The sequence below is a fragment of the uncultured Zoogloea sp. genome, from assembly GCF_937894855.1.
Lineage (GTDB): Bacteria > Pseudomonadota > Gammaproteobacteria > Burkholderiales > Rhodocyclaceae > Zoogloea > Zoogloea oryzae.
Map to the genome: position 1 here is coordinate 1 of NZ_CALAYQ010000023.1, position 17,385 is coordinate 17,385.

At 70.0% G+C, this 17,385-nt stretch carries 18 protein-coding genes and 1 tRNA gene; 10 read left to right on the plus strand and 9 right to left on the minus strand.

What is annotated here, in order from left to right:
- Positions 1 to 103: 103 nt before the first annotated feature.
- Positions 104 to 844, minus strand: coding sequence for an SDR family oxidoreductase (locus tag Q0672_RS01995; RefSeq protein ID WP_298619177.1), 741 nt, complete (start codon positions 842 to 844; stop codon positions 104 to 106).
- 97 nt (positions 845 to 941) lie between these two features.
- On the opposite strand from Q0672_RS01995, the gene Q0672_RS02000 reads away from it, so the two are divergent.
- The 5 genes from Q0672_RS02000 to Q0672_RS02020 are packed head-to-tail and all read left to right on the plus strand — an operon-like array spanning position 942 to position 6,419.
- Positions 942 to 1,934, plus strand: coding sequence for an NAD(P)/FAD-dependent oxidoreductase (locus tag Q0672_RS02000; RefSeq protein WP_298619179.1), 993 nt, complete (start codon positions 942 to 944; stop codon positions 1,932 to 1,934).
- A gap of 12 nt (positions 1,935 to 1,946) precedes the next feature.
- A complete protein-coding gene (locus Q0672_RS02005) occupies positions 1,947 to 3,470 on the plus strand; it encodes a cryptochrome/deoxyribodipyrimidine photo-lyase family protein (RefSeq protein ID WP_298619181.1) in 1,524 nt (507 codons plus the stop codon).
- Positions 3,470 to 3,622, plus strand: a complete 153-nt coding sequence (locus tag Q0672_RS02010) for a DUF2256 domain-containing protein (protein ID WP_153161908.1) — start codon at positions 3,470 to 3,472, stop codon at positions 3,620 to 3,622. Before Q0672_RS02005 ends, Q0672_RS02010 begins: the two co-directional genes overlap by 1 nt.
- A complete protein-coding gene (locus Q0672_RS02015; RefSeq protein WP_298619185.1) occupies positions 3,619 to 4,896 on the plus strand; it encodes a DASH family cryptochrome in 1,278 nt (425 codons plus the stop codon). Before Q0672_RS02010 ends, Q0672_RS02015 begins: the two co-directional genes overlap by 4 nt.
- Positions 4,893 to 6,419 (plus strand): cryptochrome/photolyase family protein, encoded by a 1,527-nt coding sequence (locus Q0672_RS02020; protein WP_298619187.1) that lies wholly within the window; start codon positions 4,893 to 4,895, stop codon positions 6,417 to 6,419. Before Q0672_RS02015 ends, Q0672_RS02020 begins: the two co-directional genes overlap by 4 nt.
- A 4-nt stretch (positions 6,420 to 6,423) precedes the next feature.
- Here Q0672_RS02020 and Q0672_RS02025 read toward each other — a convergent pair whose 3' ends face one another.
- Entirely contained in the window at positions 6,424 to 7,440 is a 1,017-nt protein-coding gene (locus Q0672_RS02025) for an AraC family transcriptional regulator (protein ID WP_298619189.1), read from the minus strand.
- Positions 7,441 to 7,606: 166 nt separating this feature from the next.
- Here Q0672_RS02025 and Q0672_RS02030 point away from each other — a divergent pair, with 166 nt between their 5' ends.
- Both Q0672_RS02030 and Q0672_RS02035 read left to right on the plus strand, forming a co-directional pair.
- Positions 7,607 to 8,914: an EAL domain-containing protein gene (locus Q0672_RS02030; protein WP_153161904.1), complete on the plus strand. Its 1,308-nt coding sequence runs from the start codon at positions 7,607 to 7,609 to the stop codon at positions 8,912 to 8,914.
- Entirely contained in the window at positions 8,911 to 9,786 is an 876-nt protein-coding gene (locus tag Q0672_RS02035) for an HDOD domain-containing protein (protein ID WP_298619193.1), read from the plus strand. Before Q0672_RS02030 ends, Q0672_RS02035 begins: the two co-directional genes overlap by 4 nt.
- Before the next feature lie 22 nt (positions 9,787 to 9,808).
- Here Q0672_RS02035 and Q0672_RS02040 read toward each other — a convergent pair whose 3' ends face one another.
- Positions 9,809 to 10,354, minus strand: coding sequence for an NADPH-dependent FMN reductase (locus Q0672_RS02040; RefSeq protein ID WP_298619195.1), 546 nt, complete (start codon positions 10,352 to 10,354; stop codon positions 9,809 to 9,811).
- 426 nt (positions 10,355 to 10,780) lie between these two features.
- On the opposite strand from Q0672_RS02040, the gene infA reads away from it, so the two are divergent.
- From infA to Q0672_RS02055, 3 genes are all read left to right on the plus strand, one after another.
- Entirely contained in the window at positions 10,781 to 11,041 is a 261-nt protein-coding gene (infA, locus tag Q0672_RS02045; RefSeq protein WP_153163123.1) for a translation initiation factor IF-1, read from the plus strand.
- Positions 11,042 to 11,251: 210 nt separating this feature from the next.
- Positions 11,252 to 11,326, plus strand: a tRNA-Thr gene (locus tag Q0672_RS02050).
- Between the two features lie 249 nt (positions 11,327 to 11,575).
- Positions 11,576 to 13,372, plus strand: a complete 1,797-nt coding sequence (locus Q0672_RS02055) for a diguanylate cyclase (protein WP_298619199.1) — start codon at positions 11,576 to 11,578, stop codon at positions 13,370 to 13,372.
- A 6-nt stretch (positions 13,373 to 13,378) separates the two neighbouring features.
- On the opposite strand, the gene Q0672_RS02060 is transcribed toward Q0672_RS02055, so the two are convergent.
- The 6 genes from Q0672_RS02060 to Q0672_RS02085 form a co-directional block, all read right to left on the minus strand.
- Positions 13,379 to 13,567, minus strand: coding sequence for a zf-HC2 domain-containing protein (locus Q0672_RS02060; protein ID WP_298619201.1), 189 nt, complete (start codon positions 13,565 to 13,567; stop codon positions 13,379 to 13,381).
- Positions 13,561 to 14,139, minus strand: a complete 579-nt coding sequence (locus Q0672_RS02065) for a sigma-70 family RNA polymerase sigma factor (RefSeq protein WP_298619203.1) — start codon at positions 14,137 to 14,139, stop codon at positions 13,561 to 13,563. Before Q0672_RS02065 ends, Q0672_RS02060 begins: the two co-directional genes overlap by 7 nt.
- Positions 14,136 to 14,867 carry a putative DNA-binding domain-containing protein gene (locus Q0672_RS02070; protein ID WP_298619205.1) on the minus strand — a complete coding sequence of 244 codons (732 nt, stop codon included), beginning with the start codon at positions 14,865 to 14,867 and terminating at the stop codon, positions 14,136 to 14,138. The genes Q0672_RS02065 and Q0672_RS02070 overlap by 4 nt, the downstream gene beginning before the upstream one ends.
- The gene (locus tag Q0672_RS02075; RefSeq protein WP_298619207.1) at positions 14,864 to 15,733 is read right to left on the minus strand and encodes a DUF692 domain-containing protein; all 870 of its coding nucleotides are present in this window, start codon (positions 15,731 to 15,733) and stop codon (positions 14,864 to 14,866) included. Before Q0672_RS02075 ends, Q0672_RS02070 begins: the two co-directional genes overlap by 4 nt.
- Entirely contained in the window at positions 15,712 to 16,044 is a 333-nt protein-coding gene (locus tag Q0672_RS02080; protein ID WP_298619208.1) for a hypothetical protein, read from the minus strand. Before Q0672_RS02080 ends, Q0672_RS02075 begins: the two co-directional genes overlap by 22 nt.
- 103 nt (positions 16,045 to 16,147) lie before the next feature.
- Positions 16,148 to 17,356 carry an MFS transporter gene (locus Q0672_RS02085; protein WP_298619211.1) on the minus strand — a complete coding sequence of 403 codons (1,209 nt, stop codon included), beginning with the start codon at positions 17,354 to 17,356 and terminating at the stop codon, positions 16,148 to 16,150.
- Positions 17,357 to 17,385 lie beyond the last annotated feature (29 nt).

Below are 17,385 nucleotides of genomic sequence, written 5' to 3' on the forward strand. Positions count from 1 at the left end.
AGCTGATCGGCGAAACGGCACGCCGAAGGCTGTCAAGCTATAGCAGGACGGGACATGAGCTCGCGTCACGCCCGAAGGCATCCTGCCGCCAATCCGCGCGCGATCACTTCACCAGCGGGCGAATCCGCGTGAAGCCGGCGTCCATCGCCCACACCTGCCCCGTCACCCGCGCTGCGTGCTCCGACAGCAGCCAGACCATCAGCTGCGCCAGTTCCTCCGCCGACCCTATGCCCGGCAGCGGATATTGCCGCGCGGCCGCATCCCGCCCGGCGGCGCTGCCGAGGATGGCCGAGGCGGCTGGCGTATCCATGATGCCCGGCGCCACGCCATTCACCCGGATGCCCGCTGCCGCGTGGCTCGCCGCGGCACCGCGGACGAGCCCTTCCACCCCCGCCTTGGCCGCCGCCACCGCTTCGTGGTTGGGCGTGCCAATCTGCGCCGCGGCTGACGACACCAGCACCGCCGCGCCCGGGCTGCGCGCTTCGCGCAGGGCGCCGATGAAACCACCCAGGGTGTGAAAGGCGCTCACAAGATTGGCGCGCAGGCAGTCGTCGAAATCCGCCTCGGACATGCGATGCACCGAACCCAGCCGGATGTTGCCGACGCAGTGGGCCAGCGCGGTGGGGAGCAGGCCAGCCGCAGCCGCCCGCTCGAAGATCTGCCGCACCCCGGCAACGGTGCTGCAGTCGGCCTCGATCTGCAGGTGCTGGTCGCCAAAGGCTGCGGCCAGCCGAGCGGCGTCGCGGCTCACGACGATCAGCCGCCAGCCATCGGCAGCCAGCCCGGCGGCCACTGCCCGCCCCAACCCACCGGCGGCACCGGTGACAAGTGCAATCCTGTCCATGACAACTCCCTCGGTACGTGGCCGCTCGTAATCGGCTTTGAACGGCTCCTGATGCGCTGTATTATGGGGCACCCTCCTTTTTTGTCTAGGACAAAAATTGAAATCAAACCCAAAAGTCGCCGTCATCGGTGCAGGCATCGCCGGTTTGTCCTGCGCAACATCCCTCAAGGCAGCGGGTATCGACCTCACCCTCCTCGACAAGAGCCGCGGCCCCGCGGGGCGGATGAGCACCCGCCGCGGCGACGACTGGCAGTGCGACCACGGCGCCCAGTACTTCACCGCCCGCGATCCAGCCTTCCGCGCCGAAGTCGCCCGCTGGCAGCACGCCGGTGTCGCCGATCTGTGGCGCGCCCGCATTGCCGTACTGGGCGAAGCCGGCGAGCACGGCGCCGACTTCGCCCTCGAACGCTTCGTCGGCGTGCCGCGCATGACCGCCCCCGCCCGCTTTCTGGCCGACGCGCTGCCCCTCACGGTGCAGACCACGGTCACCGAGATCCGCCCCAGCCCCGACGGCTGGTGGCTCGTTTCGGCAGAGCACGGCCTGCACCCCAAGCGCTTCGACGCGGTCCTGCTGGCCGTGCCCGCGCCCCAGGCCGTGCCCCTGCTGCGCACGACCGCGCCGGGGCTGGCGAACCTCTCCGCCCGCGCCAACATGCGCGGCAGCTGGGCGCTGATGCTGCGCTACGACGCCCCCGTCGCGCTTCCCTTCGACGCCGCCTTCGTGAATAGCGGCCCGCTGCGCTGGATCGCCCGGGACAGCAGCAAGCCCGGCCGCCCCAGCGGCGAGACCTGGCTGCTCCACGCCACCGCCGAATGGAGCGAGGCCCACATCGAGGCCACGCCCGAAGCCGTCGCCGACACCCTGCTCCGCGCCTTCGCCGAACTGGGCGCCCCGCCGCCCGAGGCCTGGACCGCCCACCGCTGGCGCTACGCCGACACCGAGCCGCCCCTCGACGCCTGCCACGTGTGGGACGTGGACCGCCGCATCGGCCTGTGCGGCGACTGGCTGAACGGCGGCAAGGTGGAAGGCGCGTGGCTCAGCGGCCGCAGCCTGGCGCAGGACGTGCTGCAGCACTTCGGTAGGCCCTGAACGGCCGCGGCGATGGACTATAGCGTCGTCTGGTTCAAGCGCGACCTGCGGCTCCACGACCACGCAGCGCTGCACGCCGCCGCGCTGCGGGGCCCGGTGCTGTGCCTGTACGTGGTCGAGCCCTCCCTGTGGGCCGAGCCCGACGCCGCCCGCCAGCACTACGCCTTCATCCTCGAAAGCCTGCGCGACCTGTACCGGGCGCTGCGGGAGCACGGCGGCTGCATCCACCTCGTCACCGGCGAAGTGGCCGAGGTGCTGGGCCGCCTCCACGCCGCGGCGCCCTTCGGCGCGTTGTATTCCCACGAGGAGACCGGCAACGGCCTCACCTACCAGCGCGACATCGCGGTGGCCCGCTGGTGCCGCGAACACGGCGTGCGCTGGCAGGAGTTTCCCCAGTTCGGCGTGGTGCGCCGCCTCGCCGACCGGGACACCTGGCAGGCCCGCTGGGAAGCCTTCGTCAGCCAGCCCTGCCTGCCCGTACCGCCGACGCTACGCTTCGCCCCACTGCCCTGGCCCGACGTCCCGCCGCCCGACGCCACCGCGCTGGGCCTCGGTGACGACGATCCGCCGGGACGCCAGCGAGGTGGTCGTACGGCCGGCCTCGCGGTGCTGGACGACTTCCTCACCGAGCGCAGCCGGCAGTACCGGGGCGGCATCTCGTCGCCGCTCTCCGCCCCCACCGCCTGCTCGCGCCTGTCGCCCTACCTCGCCTTCGGTTGCCTCAGCCTGCGTGAGATCGTCCATGCCACCCGGCACGCCGTCGCCAACCTGCCCGCCGGCGCCCAGCGCAACGGCCTTACCGCGTTCATCAGCCGGCTCTACTGGCACTGCCACTTCATCCAGAAGCTCGAGAGTGAGCCCGCGCTGGAGTTCCGCAATCTCCACCGGGGCTACGACGGCCTGCGCGAGGCCGACTGGAACCCGGTGCACTTTGCCGCCCTCACCGCCGGGCGCACCGGCTGGCCGCTGGTGGATGCCTGCGTGGCCATGCTGCGCGAGACCGGCTGGATCAACTTCCGGATGCGCGCGATGCTGGTCTCGGTGGCGGCCTACCCACTGTGGCTGCACTGGCGGCCGGTCGGGCTGTGGCTGGCGCGGCAGTTCCTCGACTACGAGCCGGGCATCCACTGGAGTCAGATGCAGATGCAGTCCGGCACCACCGGCATCAACCTGCCGCGCGTCTATAACCCCATCAAGCAGGCCCGCGACCACGACCCGAAAGGCCACTTCGTGCGGCGCTGGCTGCCCGCCCTGCGCAAGGTGCCCGACAGCTGGCTGTTCGAGCCCTGGCGAATGCCCGCCGCACTGCAGGCCGCCCACGGGCTGGGCCCTGGCGACATTCCCGAACCCTGCGTGGATCTGGACGCCGCCACCCGCAGCGCCAAGGCCCGCCTGTTTGCCCTGCGCGCCCAGCCCGAGGTCCGCGCCGCCAAGGCCGCCATCGTGGCCCGCCACGGCTCGCGCAAGCGCAGCCCCAGCGCCAGCCCGCGTGCCCGGCAAGCCGCCGACAAGGCTCAACTGAAACTGGACCTGTGATGGCCCACGCCAAGCCCCACCTCCCCACCAAGACCTGCCCCTGCTGCGGCCGCCCCTTCGCGTGGCGCAAGAAGTGGGCGCGGGTGTGGGACGAAGTGAAGTACTGCTCCGAGCGCTGCCGCCGCACGCGGCCGACCAAAGCCACGCCATGAACACTGTCATCCACTGGTTCCGCGCCGACCTGCGGCTCACCGACAACGCTGCCCTCACCCGCGCCGCCCACGCCACCGACCGGCTCATCCCCGTCTTCATCCACCCGCCCGCCCAGCGCACCGCGTGGGGTTTCGAGCGCGTCGGGCCCCATCGCAGGTATTTCCTCGCCACGGCCCTCGCCGATCTGGATGCGCAGCTGCGGGCCGCCGGTAGCGGGCTGGTCGAACTGCACGGCGACCCGGTCGAACGCCTTGCCGATCTCGTCCGCCACTCCGGCGCCACGGGCATCGTCTGCGAGGCGATCCCGGCGCCCGAGGAGGAAACCCAGCTCGCCCAGCTTCGCGCCGCCGGCATCAGCGTCGAAACCCACTGGCAATCAACACTGCTCGATCCTTCCACACTGCCGTTCTCCGACGCAAACCTGCCGGATGTCTTCACCGCCTTCCGCCAGAGAGTCGAAGGCGCCGGGATCCAGCCACCGGCGCCGATCCCCGCGCCGACACGCCTGCCGCCACTGCCCGACGGCCATTCTCCGGGCGACACCCGGACGCCCGCTCCGCCCCCGCCCGCCGACCCGCGCTCGGCCTTCCCCTACGCCCTGCCCGCCTTCCACGGCGGCGCCAGCGCCGGGCGCGCCCACCTCGCCCAGTATCTGGCGCGCGGCCTGCCCCATAGCTACAAAGCCACCCGCAACCGCCTCGCCGGCGTCGACGACTCCAGCAAGTTCTCGCCGTGGCTCGCCATCGGCGCCCTGTCGGCCCGGCAGATCCACGTCGGCCTCAAGGATTTCGAGGTCCGCCGCGGCGCCAGCGACGGCACGTACTGGCTGTGGTTCGAGCTGCTGTGGCGCGATCACTTCCGTCTGCTCCACCGCAAGCACGGCCGGCGCCTGTACCGGGCGGGCGGCCTGTCGGACAGCCCGCCGCCGCCCCACGACGCCACCGCCTTCGCCCGCTGGCAGGCCGGCCGCACCGGCCACAGCCTGATCGACGCCGGCATGCGCGAGCTCGCCGCCACCGGCTATCTCTCCAACCGCATGCGCCAGATCGTCGCCAGCTACCTCATCCATGACCTCGCCTGCGACTGGCGTGCCGGCGCGGCGTGGTTCGAGGCCCAGTTGGTGGATTTCGACGTGTGCAGCAACCAGGGCAACTGGCTCTACATTTCCGGCCGGGGCACCGACCCGCGCGGCGGACGCCGCTTCAACCCCGACAAACAGGCCGCCGAGCACGACCCGGACGACGCCTACCAGACCCGCTGGAGTGCCCCATGACCACCCTGCGCCTGATCCTCGGCGACCAGCTCAACCCGCTGCACAGCTGGTTTGCCGAACCCCGCCCGGACGTGATCCACGTGCTGATGGAGATCCGCCAGGAGACCGACTACGTCCTCCACCACGCCCAGAAGATCCTCGCCATCTTCGCGGCGATGCGCGACTTCGCCCGGCAGCTGGGCGAGGCCGGCCACCGGGTCGAATACCTCGCCATCGACGACCCGGCCAACCACCAATCCCTCACCGCCAACCTGGACGCCCTGATCGCCCGCCACGGCGCCGCCCGCGTCGAATACCAGGCGCCGGACGAATGGCGGCTCGACCGGCAGCTCGCCGCCTGGGCGCAGCAGCTGGACATCCCCGCCACGATGGTCGGCAGCGAGCACTTCTTCACCGCCAGGCTCGACGCAGCGCGGCTCTTCGAGGGCCGCAAGCAGTGGCTGATGGAACACTTCTACCGCCAAATGCGCACCCACCACGACGTGCTGATGGCCGGCGGCAAGCCGATGGGCGGGCGCTGGAACTTCGACCACGACAACCGCAAGCCCTGGCCCGGCCTGCCCCGCGAGCCCGCCGACCCGCGCATCCGCCACGACCACTCGGCCCTGTGGCTGCGCATCGAGGCGGCGGGGGTGAAGCACTTCGGCAACCCGGCGGCGGATCGCCTCGCCTGGCCGCTCAACCGCGGCGAGGCGCTGGCGCAGCTGGAGGATTTCGTCACCGAAGCGCTGCCCCGTTTCGGCGACTTTCAGGACGCCATGAGCACGCGGGCGTGGCGCTTGTTCCACTCGCTGCTGTCCTTCGCGCTCAACACCAAGATGATTAATCCGCGGGAGGTCGTCCGGCGGGTCGAGGCGGCCCACGCCGACGGCCAGGTGCCGCTGGCGGCGGCCGAGGGTTTCATCCGCCAGATCATCGGCTGGCGCGAATACGTTCGCGGCGTGTATTGGGCGCACATGCCGGGCTACGTGGACCACAACGTCTTCGGCCACCACGCGCCGCTGCCGGCGTGGTTCTGGACGGGCAAGACGAAGATGCGCTGCCTCGCCCACAGCATCGGCCAGTCGCTGGAGCACGCCTACGCCCACCACATCCAGCGCCTGATGGTGATCGGCAATTTCGCGCTCCTCGCCGGGCTAGACCCGGCCGAGGTGCACCGCTGGTATCTGGGCATCTACATCGACGCCTTCGAGTGGGTCGAGCTGCCCAACACCCTGGGGATGAGCCAGTTTGCCGATGGCGGCCTGCTGGCCACCAAGCCCTACGTGTCGAGCGCCGCCTACATCGACCGCATGGGCGACTACTGCAAGGGCTGCGCTTACAAGGCCAAGGCCCGCACGGGCGACGACGCCTGCCCGTTCAACGCGCTGTACTGGGATTTCTTCGACCGCAACCGCGAGCGGCTGGGCACCAACCACCGGCTGGGCATGGTGTACCGCCAGCTGGAACGCTTCGACGAGCCCGCCCGCACGGCGATCCGCCAGCGGGCGGAGGCCTTGCGCGCCGACCTGGACGCCCTGTAACGGGTCAGGCTGGCGCGGCAGCGCAGCGGCGGCGGTAGTCGCTGGGGGATTCGCCGTGCCAGCGGCGGAAGGCGCGGGTGAAGGCGCTCTGCTCTGAAAAGCCGAGCAGGAAGGTGATCTCGGTGAGGCTGCGCTGGGGGTTCTCCAGGTAGCGCCGGGCCAGCGCCTCGCGGGTCTCGTCCACCAGCCGCTTGTAGGTGATGCCCTGCTCCGCCAGCCGGCGCTGCAGGGTGCGGCGGCTGAGGCCCACGGCTTCGGCGAGGCCCCGCTCGGTGGGCTCGCCGGAGGTCAGGTGTTCGAGCAGATGGGCCTTGCAACGGGTGACGAGGTCGTCCCGGGTGAGCTCGGTCAGCTGCCCGGTGAGGATCTGGTCGAAGGTGGCCGCCATGTCCCGGTAGGCGGTGGGCAGGCGCCGGTCGGCATCGGCGGGGGCGAGGAGAAAGCTGTCTTCCGGAGCGCCGAAATCGACGCGGCAGCCGAAGAACGCGTCCCAGGCCTCGCGCCGCGCGGGGAGCGCCCGACGCAGACGCACCTGCAGCGGGGTGAAGGTGTCGCCGAAGTTGGTGCGGCACATGTCGATGATGATCGACAGCGAGAAGTCGGTCATGAACGGCCCGATCGCCTTGTCGCCACGCCCGTGGTCGTACACAAAACGCAGGCCCTCGGACGACTCCTGCACCGTGTAGCGGAAGCGCTCGCCGAGGATGCGGGCGTAGCGCTCCAGGCGCTTGAGCCCGGTGCGCAGGGTGCTGCTGGAGAGCCAAGCGTAGCCCATCGTGCCCAGGTTGGACGGATGCCAGCAGCGCGCCGCGTGCAGGGCGAAGGCCGGGTCGGACAGCCGCGGGCAGGCGCGCTCGAAGACGATGTCGGCGATGCGGCTCGGAAAGCGTTTGCCGGGCTCCGCCAGCTGCTCGGCCGAAATGCCCAGCCCGGCCAGCAGCTCGGCCGGATCGAGCCCTTCCCGCTCGAACATCCGGATCATCATCAGCCACACCGTGGCCAGCGAACTGGTCGTTGCCATGCGTCCTCGCCCCAATTTTCTTGTGGCGCAGATCGTCAATCGAAAGGCGCGGATCGTCAAGCCCATAACGGGCTGTTTTCATACGATTGCAGGTAAGGCGTCACGCTTTCCGCACACGCCGGACCCCGCGAGCAATCGCGCCTGCAATCCTGACGATGGAGCCAGCATGTCGAACCACAAGTTCGCCGTAGATCCCATCACCGGTTTCCTCAACCGAGGTGGGAGCCTGTCCCTCGCCCGTCGGGTCATTGGCGCAGTCAACGCAAAGGACCAGCCGCTGGCCTTGCTGTGGCTGGATCTCGACCGTTTTCACAAAGTCAATGCCTCGTTCGGGCATCGCGGTGGAGACCGCATCATTGCCCATGTCGCCACCCTCATCCGGGGGCTCGTGCCGGTGACGGCCCACTGCATGCGGATGGGGAGCGACGAATTCGTGATCCTCCTGCCGGGCACCAGCCTGGGCGAGGCCCGGGCCCTCGGGCAGCAGCTCGCCCAGGCCCTCGAACAGCCGCTCGAACTGGACGGGATGATGATCCACCCCACCGCCAGCATCGGGCTCGCCCAGCATGCTGCCGGAGAGAGCCTGCACGCCTTCTTCGAGCGCGCCGACCGGGCGATGCTCGACGCCAAGCGCCAGGGCGGCAACCGGCTGGTGGTCTCGGGCAGCGAGACTTTCCGCGGCCGCCACGGCGTGCAGCTCGCCCGCGAGGAGCTGGCGGTGGAATCCGACCTGCATCTGGCGCTGGAGACCGGCGGGCTGTCCCTCGACTTCCAGCCGGTGCTCACCTTCGACGGCCGCATCGAAGCCGTCGAAGGGCTGATGCGCTGCCGGGTGCACGACCGCCTGCTGGCGCCGGGGCGCTTCATCCCGGTGGCCGAGAAGACCGGCCTGATCGTGCGCCTGGGCGAATGGAGCCTGCTCCAGGGCACCCGCTTCGCCGCCCGCCTGTGCCACGCCGGGCGGCCCACCAAGGTGGCGATCAACGTGTCCCGGGCCCAGCTCACCTCGCCAACCTTCCTGCCGGCGCTGCACGGGGCGCTGATCTGCGCCAACGTCGATCCGGCCCTGATCGAGCTGGAGCTGACCGAATCGCTGGTGATGGACGAGTCCGAGATCGTCCAGCAGAACCTCCGCCGCGCCCGGGAGACCGGGGTCGGGCTGGCCATCGACGACTTCGGGACGGGCTACTCGAGCCTGTCGTGCCTGAAGGACCTGCCGGCCACCAAACTCAAGCTCGACCGCTCCTTCGTGCAGGTGCTGCCCGACGACCGGCGCGCCTACGCGGTGGTGCGTGCCATGTCGCGGCTGGCCCGGGAGCTGGGCATGGTGATGGTGGCCGAAGGCGTCGAGACGCCGGAGCAGCTCGCCGCGCTCCACGACGCGGAGGTCGAGGCCATCCAGGGCTTCATCTGGGCCCGGCCGATGAACGAAGAAGCCTTGCTGGGCTGGCTTGAGCAAAGGAACACACCATGACGAACCAACTGAAACCTGCCCATCCGGTGGTCGATGAACTGCTGGAGCGCTCGATCCGCGACATCGACATCCCGCCGCGGCCGCAGATCATCGACCGGATCCGCCACGAGATGCACCGGGACGAACCCGACATGTTCATGGTCGGCCGGCTCATCAGCCGCGACGTGAGCCTCGCCGCCGGCCTCATCAAGACCGCCAACTCGCCCTACTTCGGCTTCTCGCTGCGGGTGCGCTCGGTGAACGAGGCGCTGATGATGCTCGGCCTCGACGCCGCCAGCCGGGCCATCGCGGCGATCAGCCTGCACAAGGCCTTTCCGAACAGCGCCCACTACGAACGCTTCTGGCACACCTCGGCCGAGATCGCCGCGCTGTCGGGCTGGCTCGCCCAGCACCTGGCGGTGCCCTGCGTGCGCGCCGACGACGCCTACACATTCGGGCTGTTCCGGGATTGCGGGATCGTGATCCTGCTGCGCCGCTTCGGCACCTATCGGGACATCCTGATGCGGGCCAACCGCGACGGCGAGCGGCTGTTCACCGCCCACGAACTCGACGCCCTGCCCACCCACCACGCGGTGGTCGGCAGCCTGCTGGCCCAGAACTGGTGGCTGCCCGAGATCATCTCCCAGGCGATCCGCAGCCACCACGACCCGGAGATGCTCGACCGCTTCGATTCTGGCCTGCCGCTGGCCTCGCGGCGCCTCATCGCCATCGCCCAGACCGCCGAACGGCTGGTGCAGACGGCCACCGGCGGCAGCCAGACCCGCGAATGGGACAAGCTCGGCCCGTCGTGCCTGCGCCTGCTCGACCTGGACGACGAAACCCTGGCCGGGCTGGTCGAGCCGGCCGCGGAGCTCATCAAGCGCATCGACTGACGGCCGGCCCGGCCGACGCGGATCAGGCCTTGCTGCGCAGGGTCTGGTCGGCCAGGGCCTTCATCTGATCGGCGACCAGCTTCTGCAGCCGCTCGTCGGTCAGGTTTCCGTCCCCGTCGAAGGCGCCCGCAAAGGCGTTGGCGAAGACTTCCGGCTTGTTGAGGGGATGCAGGTCGAGGAACACGCAAACCTGGCGCAGGTGATACTGGGCGCGCGAAGTGCCCATCCCGCCGCCGGCGCCCATGATCGCCGCCGGCTTGCCAGCCAGGAGCGCGTTGTCCGGCTCGCGGGAAGCCCAGTCGAGGATGTTCTTGAGGGCCGGAGCCATCGAGTAGTTGTACTCGGTGGCGGCCAGCACCAGCGCGTCGGCCTGGGCCAGCTGCGCCAGCACGCGCTCGACGGGCGCCGGCTTGGCGGTGAGGTCGGCGTTGTAGAAGGGCACATCCGACAGATCGGCAAACTCCATGCTCACCCCGGACGGCAGGCTGGCCTGGGCCGCGCGCAGCAGTCCCTTGTTGGTGGACTTCTGGCGAAGACTGCCGGCAATACCCAGAAACTTGAGCGACATGATCGATTACCCCTTGATGTGCGTTGAACGGGCGGCATCTGCCGCGGTCCAGAGTCGGACATAGCGGCAACATCACCGGTTCCCGGCAAGACGGCCCAACGTGGGTGCCGCTGGCCGTGCTATCATGTCGATCTGAATCGTGCATTCGTATTGTCGTCCGCGCGTCTTGCGCAGACGGTGCTCTCACCCCATCGAATTCACATCCGCAACGGCCTGCCCTCCGCCGGCCCGATGCTTTCAGCTGGCGCGCCAGCCTCGCTGTCCACCACGCCAATCACCTGCGCCCGCGATATTTCTCGCAGGCAACTCGTGCCGATCGCCCACCCGGTGGCCGGCACCCGCCCTCCCCGGCCCCAACCGGGCCAGGCGAAACCCGGGCCCATCCACCCTTTTCCGGATGCGCGGCCCGCCACAAGGAGCCCGAACATGGCCAAAGAAGAACTCATCGAAATGCACGGCAAGGTCACCGAAGTCCTGCCGGACGGTCGCTACCGCGTCACCCTCGACAACGAGCACCTGCTGATCGCCTACGCCGGCGGCAAGCTCAAGAAGAACCACATCCGCATCATCGCCGGCGACGAAGTCACCCTCGAAATGTCGCCCTACGACCTCTCCAAGGGCCGCATCACCTTCCGTCACCTGCCCCCGCGCAGCGGCGGCGCTCCGGCTCCCTCCCGGCGCTACTGAACACCCTGAAGCCGGCCGGGCACCCACGAAGCCTCAACAATCGTGAAAAACGGCCGGATTTCAGGCAATCATGCGTCGGACATCCTTGCGGGGGGCCGCCGCTCTTGATACTATCCGCCCCGCTTTTCAAGGGTTGTCGCACTTCAGGCCGTCAGGCCGCGGTGTGAGCCACCAACCCGACGGCGCCGCATTCTGCAGCGCACGTGCAGTGCTCATGTAGCTCAGTGGTAGAGCACTCCCTTGGTAAGGGAGAGGTCGGCAGTTCAATCCTGCCCATGAGCACCACACACCCCCTTGCCTGTTCTCCGTCTTCTTCGCCCTCCGGACGCACCCGCTGCCATGATGACGTCACGCCTGCCTGCGCCTTTTTGCGTCATCGAGGGCCCGCGACGCATCCCGACATCCACCACGCACGCGACTTGATGCACACTGAGGCCTGCACAGACCTGCGTACCTCGGCATGACGCAGACACGGCGAGGATTCGGCCCACTCCCATGATTTCCCGGCTCTTACCCCAGCGATCGGCCAGGCCGTTGCAGTTCGTCCGTGCCGCGATCATCGGCGTCACGTTGCTGGCGCTGGGCATCATCTGGTACGACACGCTCACGTCCACCGGGCAGAACGAACGGGAAGCCAACGACCGGTTGCGCGCCCAGGCGCTGATCCAGGCCCGCGCCGCCGGCGCAACGGTGCAGGCGGGCATCGAGCGTTTCGACTTCGCCCTCCGGACGGCCCGCATCGCCACCCTCGACAGCCCCGCCGCGATGGCCCTGCAGGGGCAGCTGATCACCGAGACGATGCCGCCGGGGCTGGTGCTCCAGCAGTTCCGCATCGACGCCGAGGGCTATCTGGCCTACTCGTCGCTAGGCCCATCGCCGCGCAATTTTCTGGGCGACCGGGATTACTTCCGCCAGCTCTCCACCGAACAGGAAGACCGGCTGGTGGTCTCGCCACCCGTGCTGGGCCGCCTGACCGGCAAGTGGAGCATCCAGGTGGCACGCGCCATCCGCCGGGACGGCCAATTCGACGGCGTGGTGTCCATCGCCGTCTCGCCCGAAGCCTGGGCCGAACAGCTCGCCCGCTTCGAGAGCGGCCCCCGCGACACCCTGACCCTGGTCTCCGCCCAAGGCCACGTCCTGCTGCGCAGCCTCGACCCCACGGCCCACTACGGCAAGCAGGCGCCCCAGCAGCGCGAGTACATCACCCGCCCCAGCCTCAAGGAAGGCCACTACGTCGCCCACGCCTCGGTGGACGGCGTCCTGCGTCACTACGCCTGGACCCGCCTGCCCTCGGGGCTGGTGATGATGAGCGGCATCGCCCTCGACGACGCCCTCGCCCCGGTGCGCGCCCAGAACACCTGGGCGATCCAGCAGGCGGGCATCTTCAGCGGGCTGCTGCTCCTCGTGATCGGCGCGCTGCTGGTCGCCCTCAGGCGCTACGAGCGGGCGGTGGCCGCCCTCGCCGACCGGGAAGAGCACCTGTCCGAAGTGCTCGACTACATGGCTGAAGGCATCGTCATCGTCGATACCGGAAACCGCATCGTCGACATCAACCCGGCGTTCAGCGCCATCACCGGCTTCGGCGTTGACGAGCTGCGTGGCCAGCACATCTCGACGCTTCCCGCCGGCCGGGTGGGCGGCAAGAGCCTGGGCGAGCTATTCGGCCCCGCCGACCTGCACCACCAGCGCGGCGATTTCGAGGGACGCCGGCGCGACGGCGAGGCCTACACCGGCCACGCGGTGATCTCGGCCGTGCTGGCCGCCGACGGCAGCGTGGTACACCGGGTGGCCCTGGTGGCCGACGTGACCGAACTGCGCCGCCGTGACGGCGAGATCTGGCACCAGGCCAACTTCGACCGCCTCACCGGCCTGCCCAACCGCTCGCTGATCTCCGACCGGCTCGAGAGCATGGTCCATCACGCCCGCCGCCATCAGTGCGAGGTCGTGGTGCTGTTCATCGACCTGGACCGCTTCAAGCCGGTGAACGACCGCTTCGGCCACGACGTGGGCGATCTGCTGCTGCAGCAGGTGGCCCAGCGCCTCCAGCGCCTGTTCCGCGACGAGGACACCGTGGCGCGCCTTGGCGGCGACGAGTTCGTGGTGGCGATGCCCAGCGACGCCGGCCAAGCCGCCATCGAACCCACCGCCGCCAAGGTGGTGGAGGCGCTGTCGCAGCCCTTCGAGGTGGATGGGCACGTACTGCGCATCGCCTGCAGCGTGGGCGTGGCCCGCTTCCCCAACGACGGCGACACCGCCGAGCGCCTGCTGATCGCCGCCGATCACGCCATGTACCGGGCCAAGAACGCCGGCCGGGCGCGCTGGAGCGCCTGAGCGCCGCTAATCCGGCCCGTCGTCGCGGCCAACGAAACCGCGGCTGATGTTCCGCAGCCAGCCGATCTGGTTCCGGAAGGCCCGGCAGCCGCGGCAGAAGATGAGGTGCAGGCGCAGGCTGAGGCGTTCGCCCGGGCCCAGCGGCCGGTCGAGGCCGGCCGACATCAGATGGGTTGCCTTCTTGCAGGTCAGCATGATGCGGGCTCCGCACCGAACCAACCGTTGGTGAGGCATTGCCTCAACCCGGCCCGGGCCCGGTGAAGGATGACGTGGCAGTGGCTCGTCGTGAGGGAAAGGGTTGCGCAGATCTCGTCGGTTTCCAGCCCGAGGAATTCGCGCATCATGAACACCCGCGCCGTGCGGGCGGGCAGCACTTCCAGGCAGGTCTCGAACACCAGCCAGAACTGGCGCCGCTCCAGCGCCGCGTGGGGGTCGGCCCAGGGCCGCGGGCGGGTGTCCGGGCGCCAGTGCTCGCTGGCGTTGAAGAGCCCGTCGAGGGTTTCGTCCAGCGCTTCCTCGTCCCGCTCCAGGCTCGAGATCTGCACCGTGCGCCCGCGCTCCCGCAGGCTGTCGATGATCTTGTGGCGCAGGATGGTGAACAGCCAGGTCTTGAGGGCCGACCGCCCGGCAAAGCGGTCTATGCCCGCCAGCGCCGCTTCGATGGCCTCCTGCACCACGTCCTCCCCCGCCGCGTCGTCGTGCAGTTGCAGGCGCGCAAACTTGATCATCTGCGGGCGGAAATCGGCGATCAGCTCGGCGGCACTCACCTACGCGCCCCCAGGATTACCCCGGCATCGGCCAGCGCGGCGAGGTTGTGCGCGCCGAAGGCCACAAAGGCCGGGTCGGCCGCGCGGCCCAGCTCGGCGGCCAGGGTCTCGATGGCTGCCCGCCCGCGGGTGGCGCCATCGCACAGGGCCAGCAGACGCGCCGAGGCCGGGCTGAGCTCGATGAAGCGCACGGCCTCGCTCCCATCGCGATACACCACGATGCACACCGGCGCCGGTCTGCGCGGCCGAAAATCCGGCCCGATGCGCTGCACCGGCCATGCAAAGGCCAGCGACAGCGCCGCGGGATTGGGCTGGGGAAAGTCGTCCAGCAGGCTGGCGCCCGCCTCCACGGGCGGCAGCGCCACGTCCATCAGATCGACCGCCAGCTCGGCCCACTCGTAGCGGGCGAGATCCGCCAGCCAGCGGGGCAGCCCGGCAGGCGCGGCGGATTCCAGGTAGTCGACAAAGGCCCGCGGGATGTCGCGGAACCACGCGCTACGGCACGGCCAGTCCCGGTAGAAGCTGCGGCACAGGCGTTTCCAGCGGGCTTCGCCCAGGCAGGCGCGGGCGACCGGGAAGCAGCGATCCACAAAGCCCCGCAGGTTGTTGAAGAGCAGCGTCTCGTACACCGCCATCCGAGGTGCCGACACGCCGGGTGGGCATGGCACGCTACGCCCGCCCCGCAGGCGCGCGCCGAAGGCCGACTGGAAAGCCTGCAGGCCGGTCATGCGGCCTCCGCCTGCAGGGCACGCTGCTGGAGGGCGGCGATCCGCGCCACTTCAGCCCCCAGCTCGGCGAGCGGCGGAAAGTCGAAATCCCGCTCCAGGCAGGTGGGCAGCGGCCCCACGCGGCGGTAGGTGGCATCAAGCAGCGCCCACACGTCGCCGATCACCGGCGCGCCATGGGTGTCGATCAGGAGCCCGTCGGCCTCCTGGTGATGGCCGGCGATGTGCAGGTAGCACACCCTATCCAGCGGCAGCGCGTCGAGGAAGGCGAGCGGGTCGAAGCCGAAGTTGCGGGCATTCACGAAGAGGTTGTTCACGTCCAGGTGGAGCAGGCAGTCGGCCTCCTCGACCACCGCCCGGACAAACTGCGCCTCGCTCATCTCGGCCCCCGGCGGGGTGAGGTAGCGGGACGCGTTCTCGATGCCGATGCGCATGCCGAGCACGTCCTGGGCCTGGCGGATGCGGGCGGCCGTCCACCGCACCGCCTCGGCGGTGAAGGGCAGCGGCAGCAGGTCGTACAGCTGGCCGGCGGCGTCGCTGCTCCACGACAGGTGCTCGGTGTACAGGCCGATGCCGTGGGCGCCCATGAACGCGCGGATGCGCCGGAGCAGACCCACATCCAGCGGCAACCCGCCGCCCAGCGAGAGCGACAAGCCGTGGCAGACGAAGGGATGCCGCTCGGTGAAGGCGCGCAGCCGGCGGGCCGATTCGCCGCCGACGCCGGCCCAGTTTTCGGGCGCGAGCTCGAAGAAGCCGATCGCGTCCGGCACGCCGGCTTCCAGCTCGGCGAGCAGCTCGCGTCGGAACCCCAGGCCGGCGCCCGTGGGCCAGGCGCCGGACGGGGCGCTTATTTCTTGCTGGCGCCGCACGAGGCGTCGGCCTTCTTCTTGGCGGCACCGCAGCTGGCGTCGGATTTCTTGCCGCCACAGCTGCCGTCGGCCTTCTTGCCGGCCTTGCGCTCGGCGCCGCACTTGGCGTCGGCCGCCTTGCCGTCCATGGGCTTGTCCATCATCTTGCCGTCCATCATCTTTCCGTCCATCGGCTTGGTGTCGGCCTGGGCCAGCTGATAGCCGCCCGCCAGGGGCGTGGCGGAGAAGGGGTTATCGCCGGCCTGGGCGGCGGTGGCGCCAAGGAGCGCGGAAGTGGCCAGCACGGCGGTGATCGCGGATGTCTTTTTCATGGTGAATCTCCTGTCGGGGGTGGGGCTGCCTCGCACAACATGCACGGGCTGCCGATTAGTCGCTGCGGCGCCCGGCTTTCTTACAGGGTAGGCGAAATATTTTTCAGCCGCGCGCCGAATCCGGCCGGCGCCACGCCAGCCCCACCAGGGCCAGCGCCGCAAAGGCCGCGCCGCACAGGAAGGTCGCACGGGATCCGAACACGTCCCACAGCCCGCCGGCCACCACGCTGGCCACCAGCAAGGCCAGCCCGCCAGCCAGGTTGAACACCCCGAAGGCGGTGCCACGCAGCTCGGCCGGCGCTGCGTCGGCCACCAACGCGGCCAGCAGGCCCTGGGTCATGCCCATGTGCAGGCCCCACAGGGCGACGCCGATGGCCAGGCCGGGCAGGCCATCGATCAGCGCCAGGGCCAGATCGGCCGCGACCAGCATCGCAAAACCCAGGCCCAGCAGGCTGCCCCGATGCATCCGGTCGGCCAGCACACCCACCGGGTAGGACGACAGGGAATACACCACGTTCATCACCACCAGCACCGCCGGAATCCAGGCCAGCGCCACGCCCAGCTCCTGGGCCCGCAGCACCAGAAAGGCCTCGCTGAAGCGCGCCACGGTGAACACCGCCGAAATCCCCACCACCCACCAGTAGGCCGCCGGCAGCCGGGCCAGCTCGGCGCGGGACAGGGGCGCGCGCACCCGCTCCACGCCCGGCCGGGGCACGTCGTGCACCGCCAGGCTGATCAGCGCGAAGGCCCCGAAGGCCGGCAGCACCGCCACCCAGAACACCAGCCGGATGTCGCCGCCGGTGAGCGCCATCAGCCCGATCGCCACCAGCGGCCCGAGAAACGCCCCGGTGGTGTCGAGGGACTGGCGCAACCCGAAGGCGGCGCCGCGCAGGCCCGGCGGGGCCAGATCGGCGATCAGGGCGTCCCGCGGTGCTCCGCGGATGCCCTTTCCGATGCGGTCAACAAAACGCGCCGCGACCACCCAGCCCACCGTGTCGGCCAGCGGAAACACCGGCTTGGTGAAGGCCGCCAGCCCGTAGCCGATGGCCGCCAGCAGCTTGCGCCGGCCCAGCCAGTCCGACAGCGCGCCGGAGAACACCTTGGTGATTGCCGCAGTGGCCTCGGCGATCCCCTCGATCACCCCGACCGCCAGCGTCGAGGCCCCGAGCGCGCCCACCAGATACACGGGCAGCAGCGCATGGATCATCTCCGACGAGATGTCCATCAGCATCGACACCAGCCCGAGCGCCCAGATGCCCGCCGGCAGTCGGGGACGGGTGCTGGCGGTGGGGGGGCTTCCGGAAGGGAGCATGGGCGGTCTCCTGGATGCGGGCGAGGGAT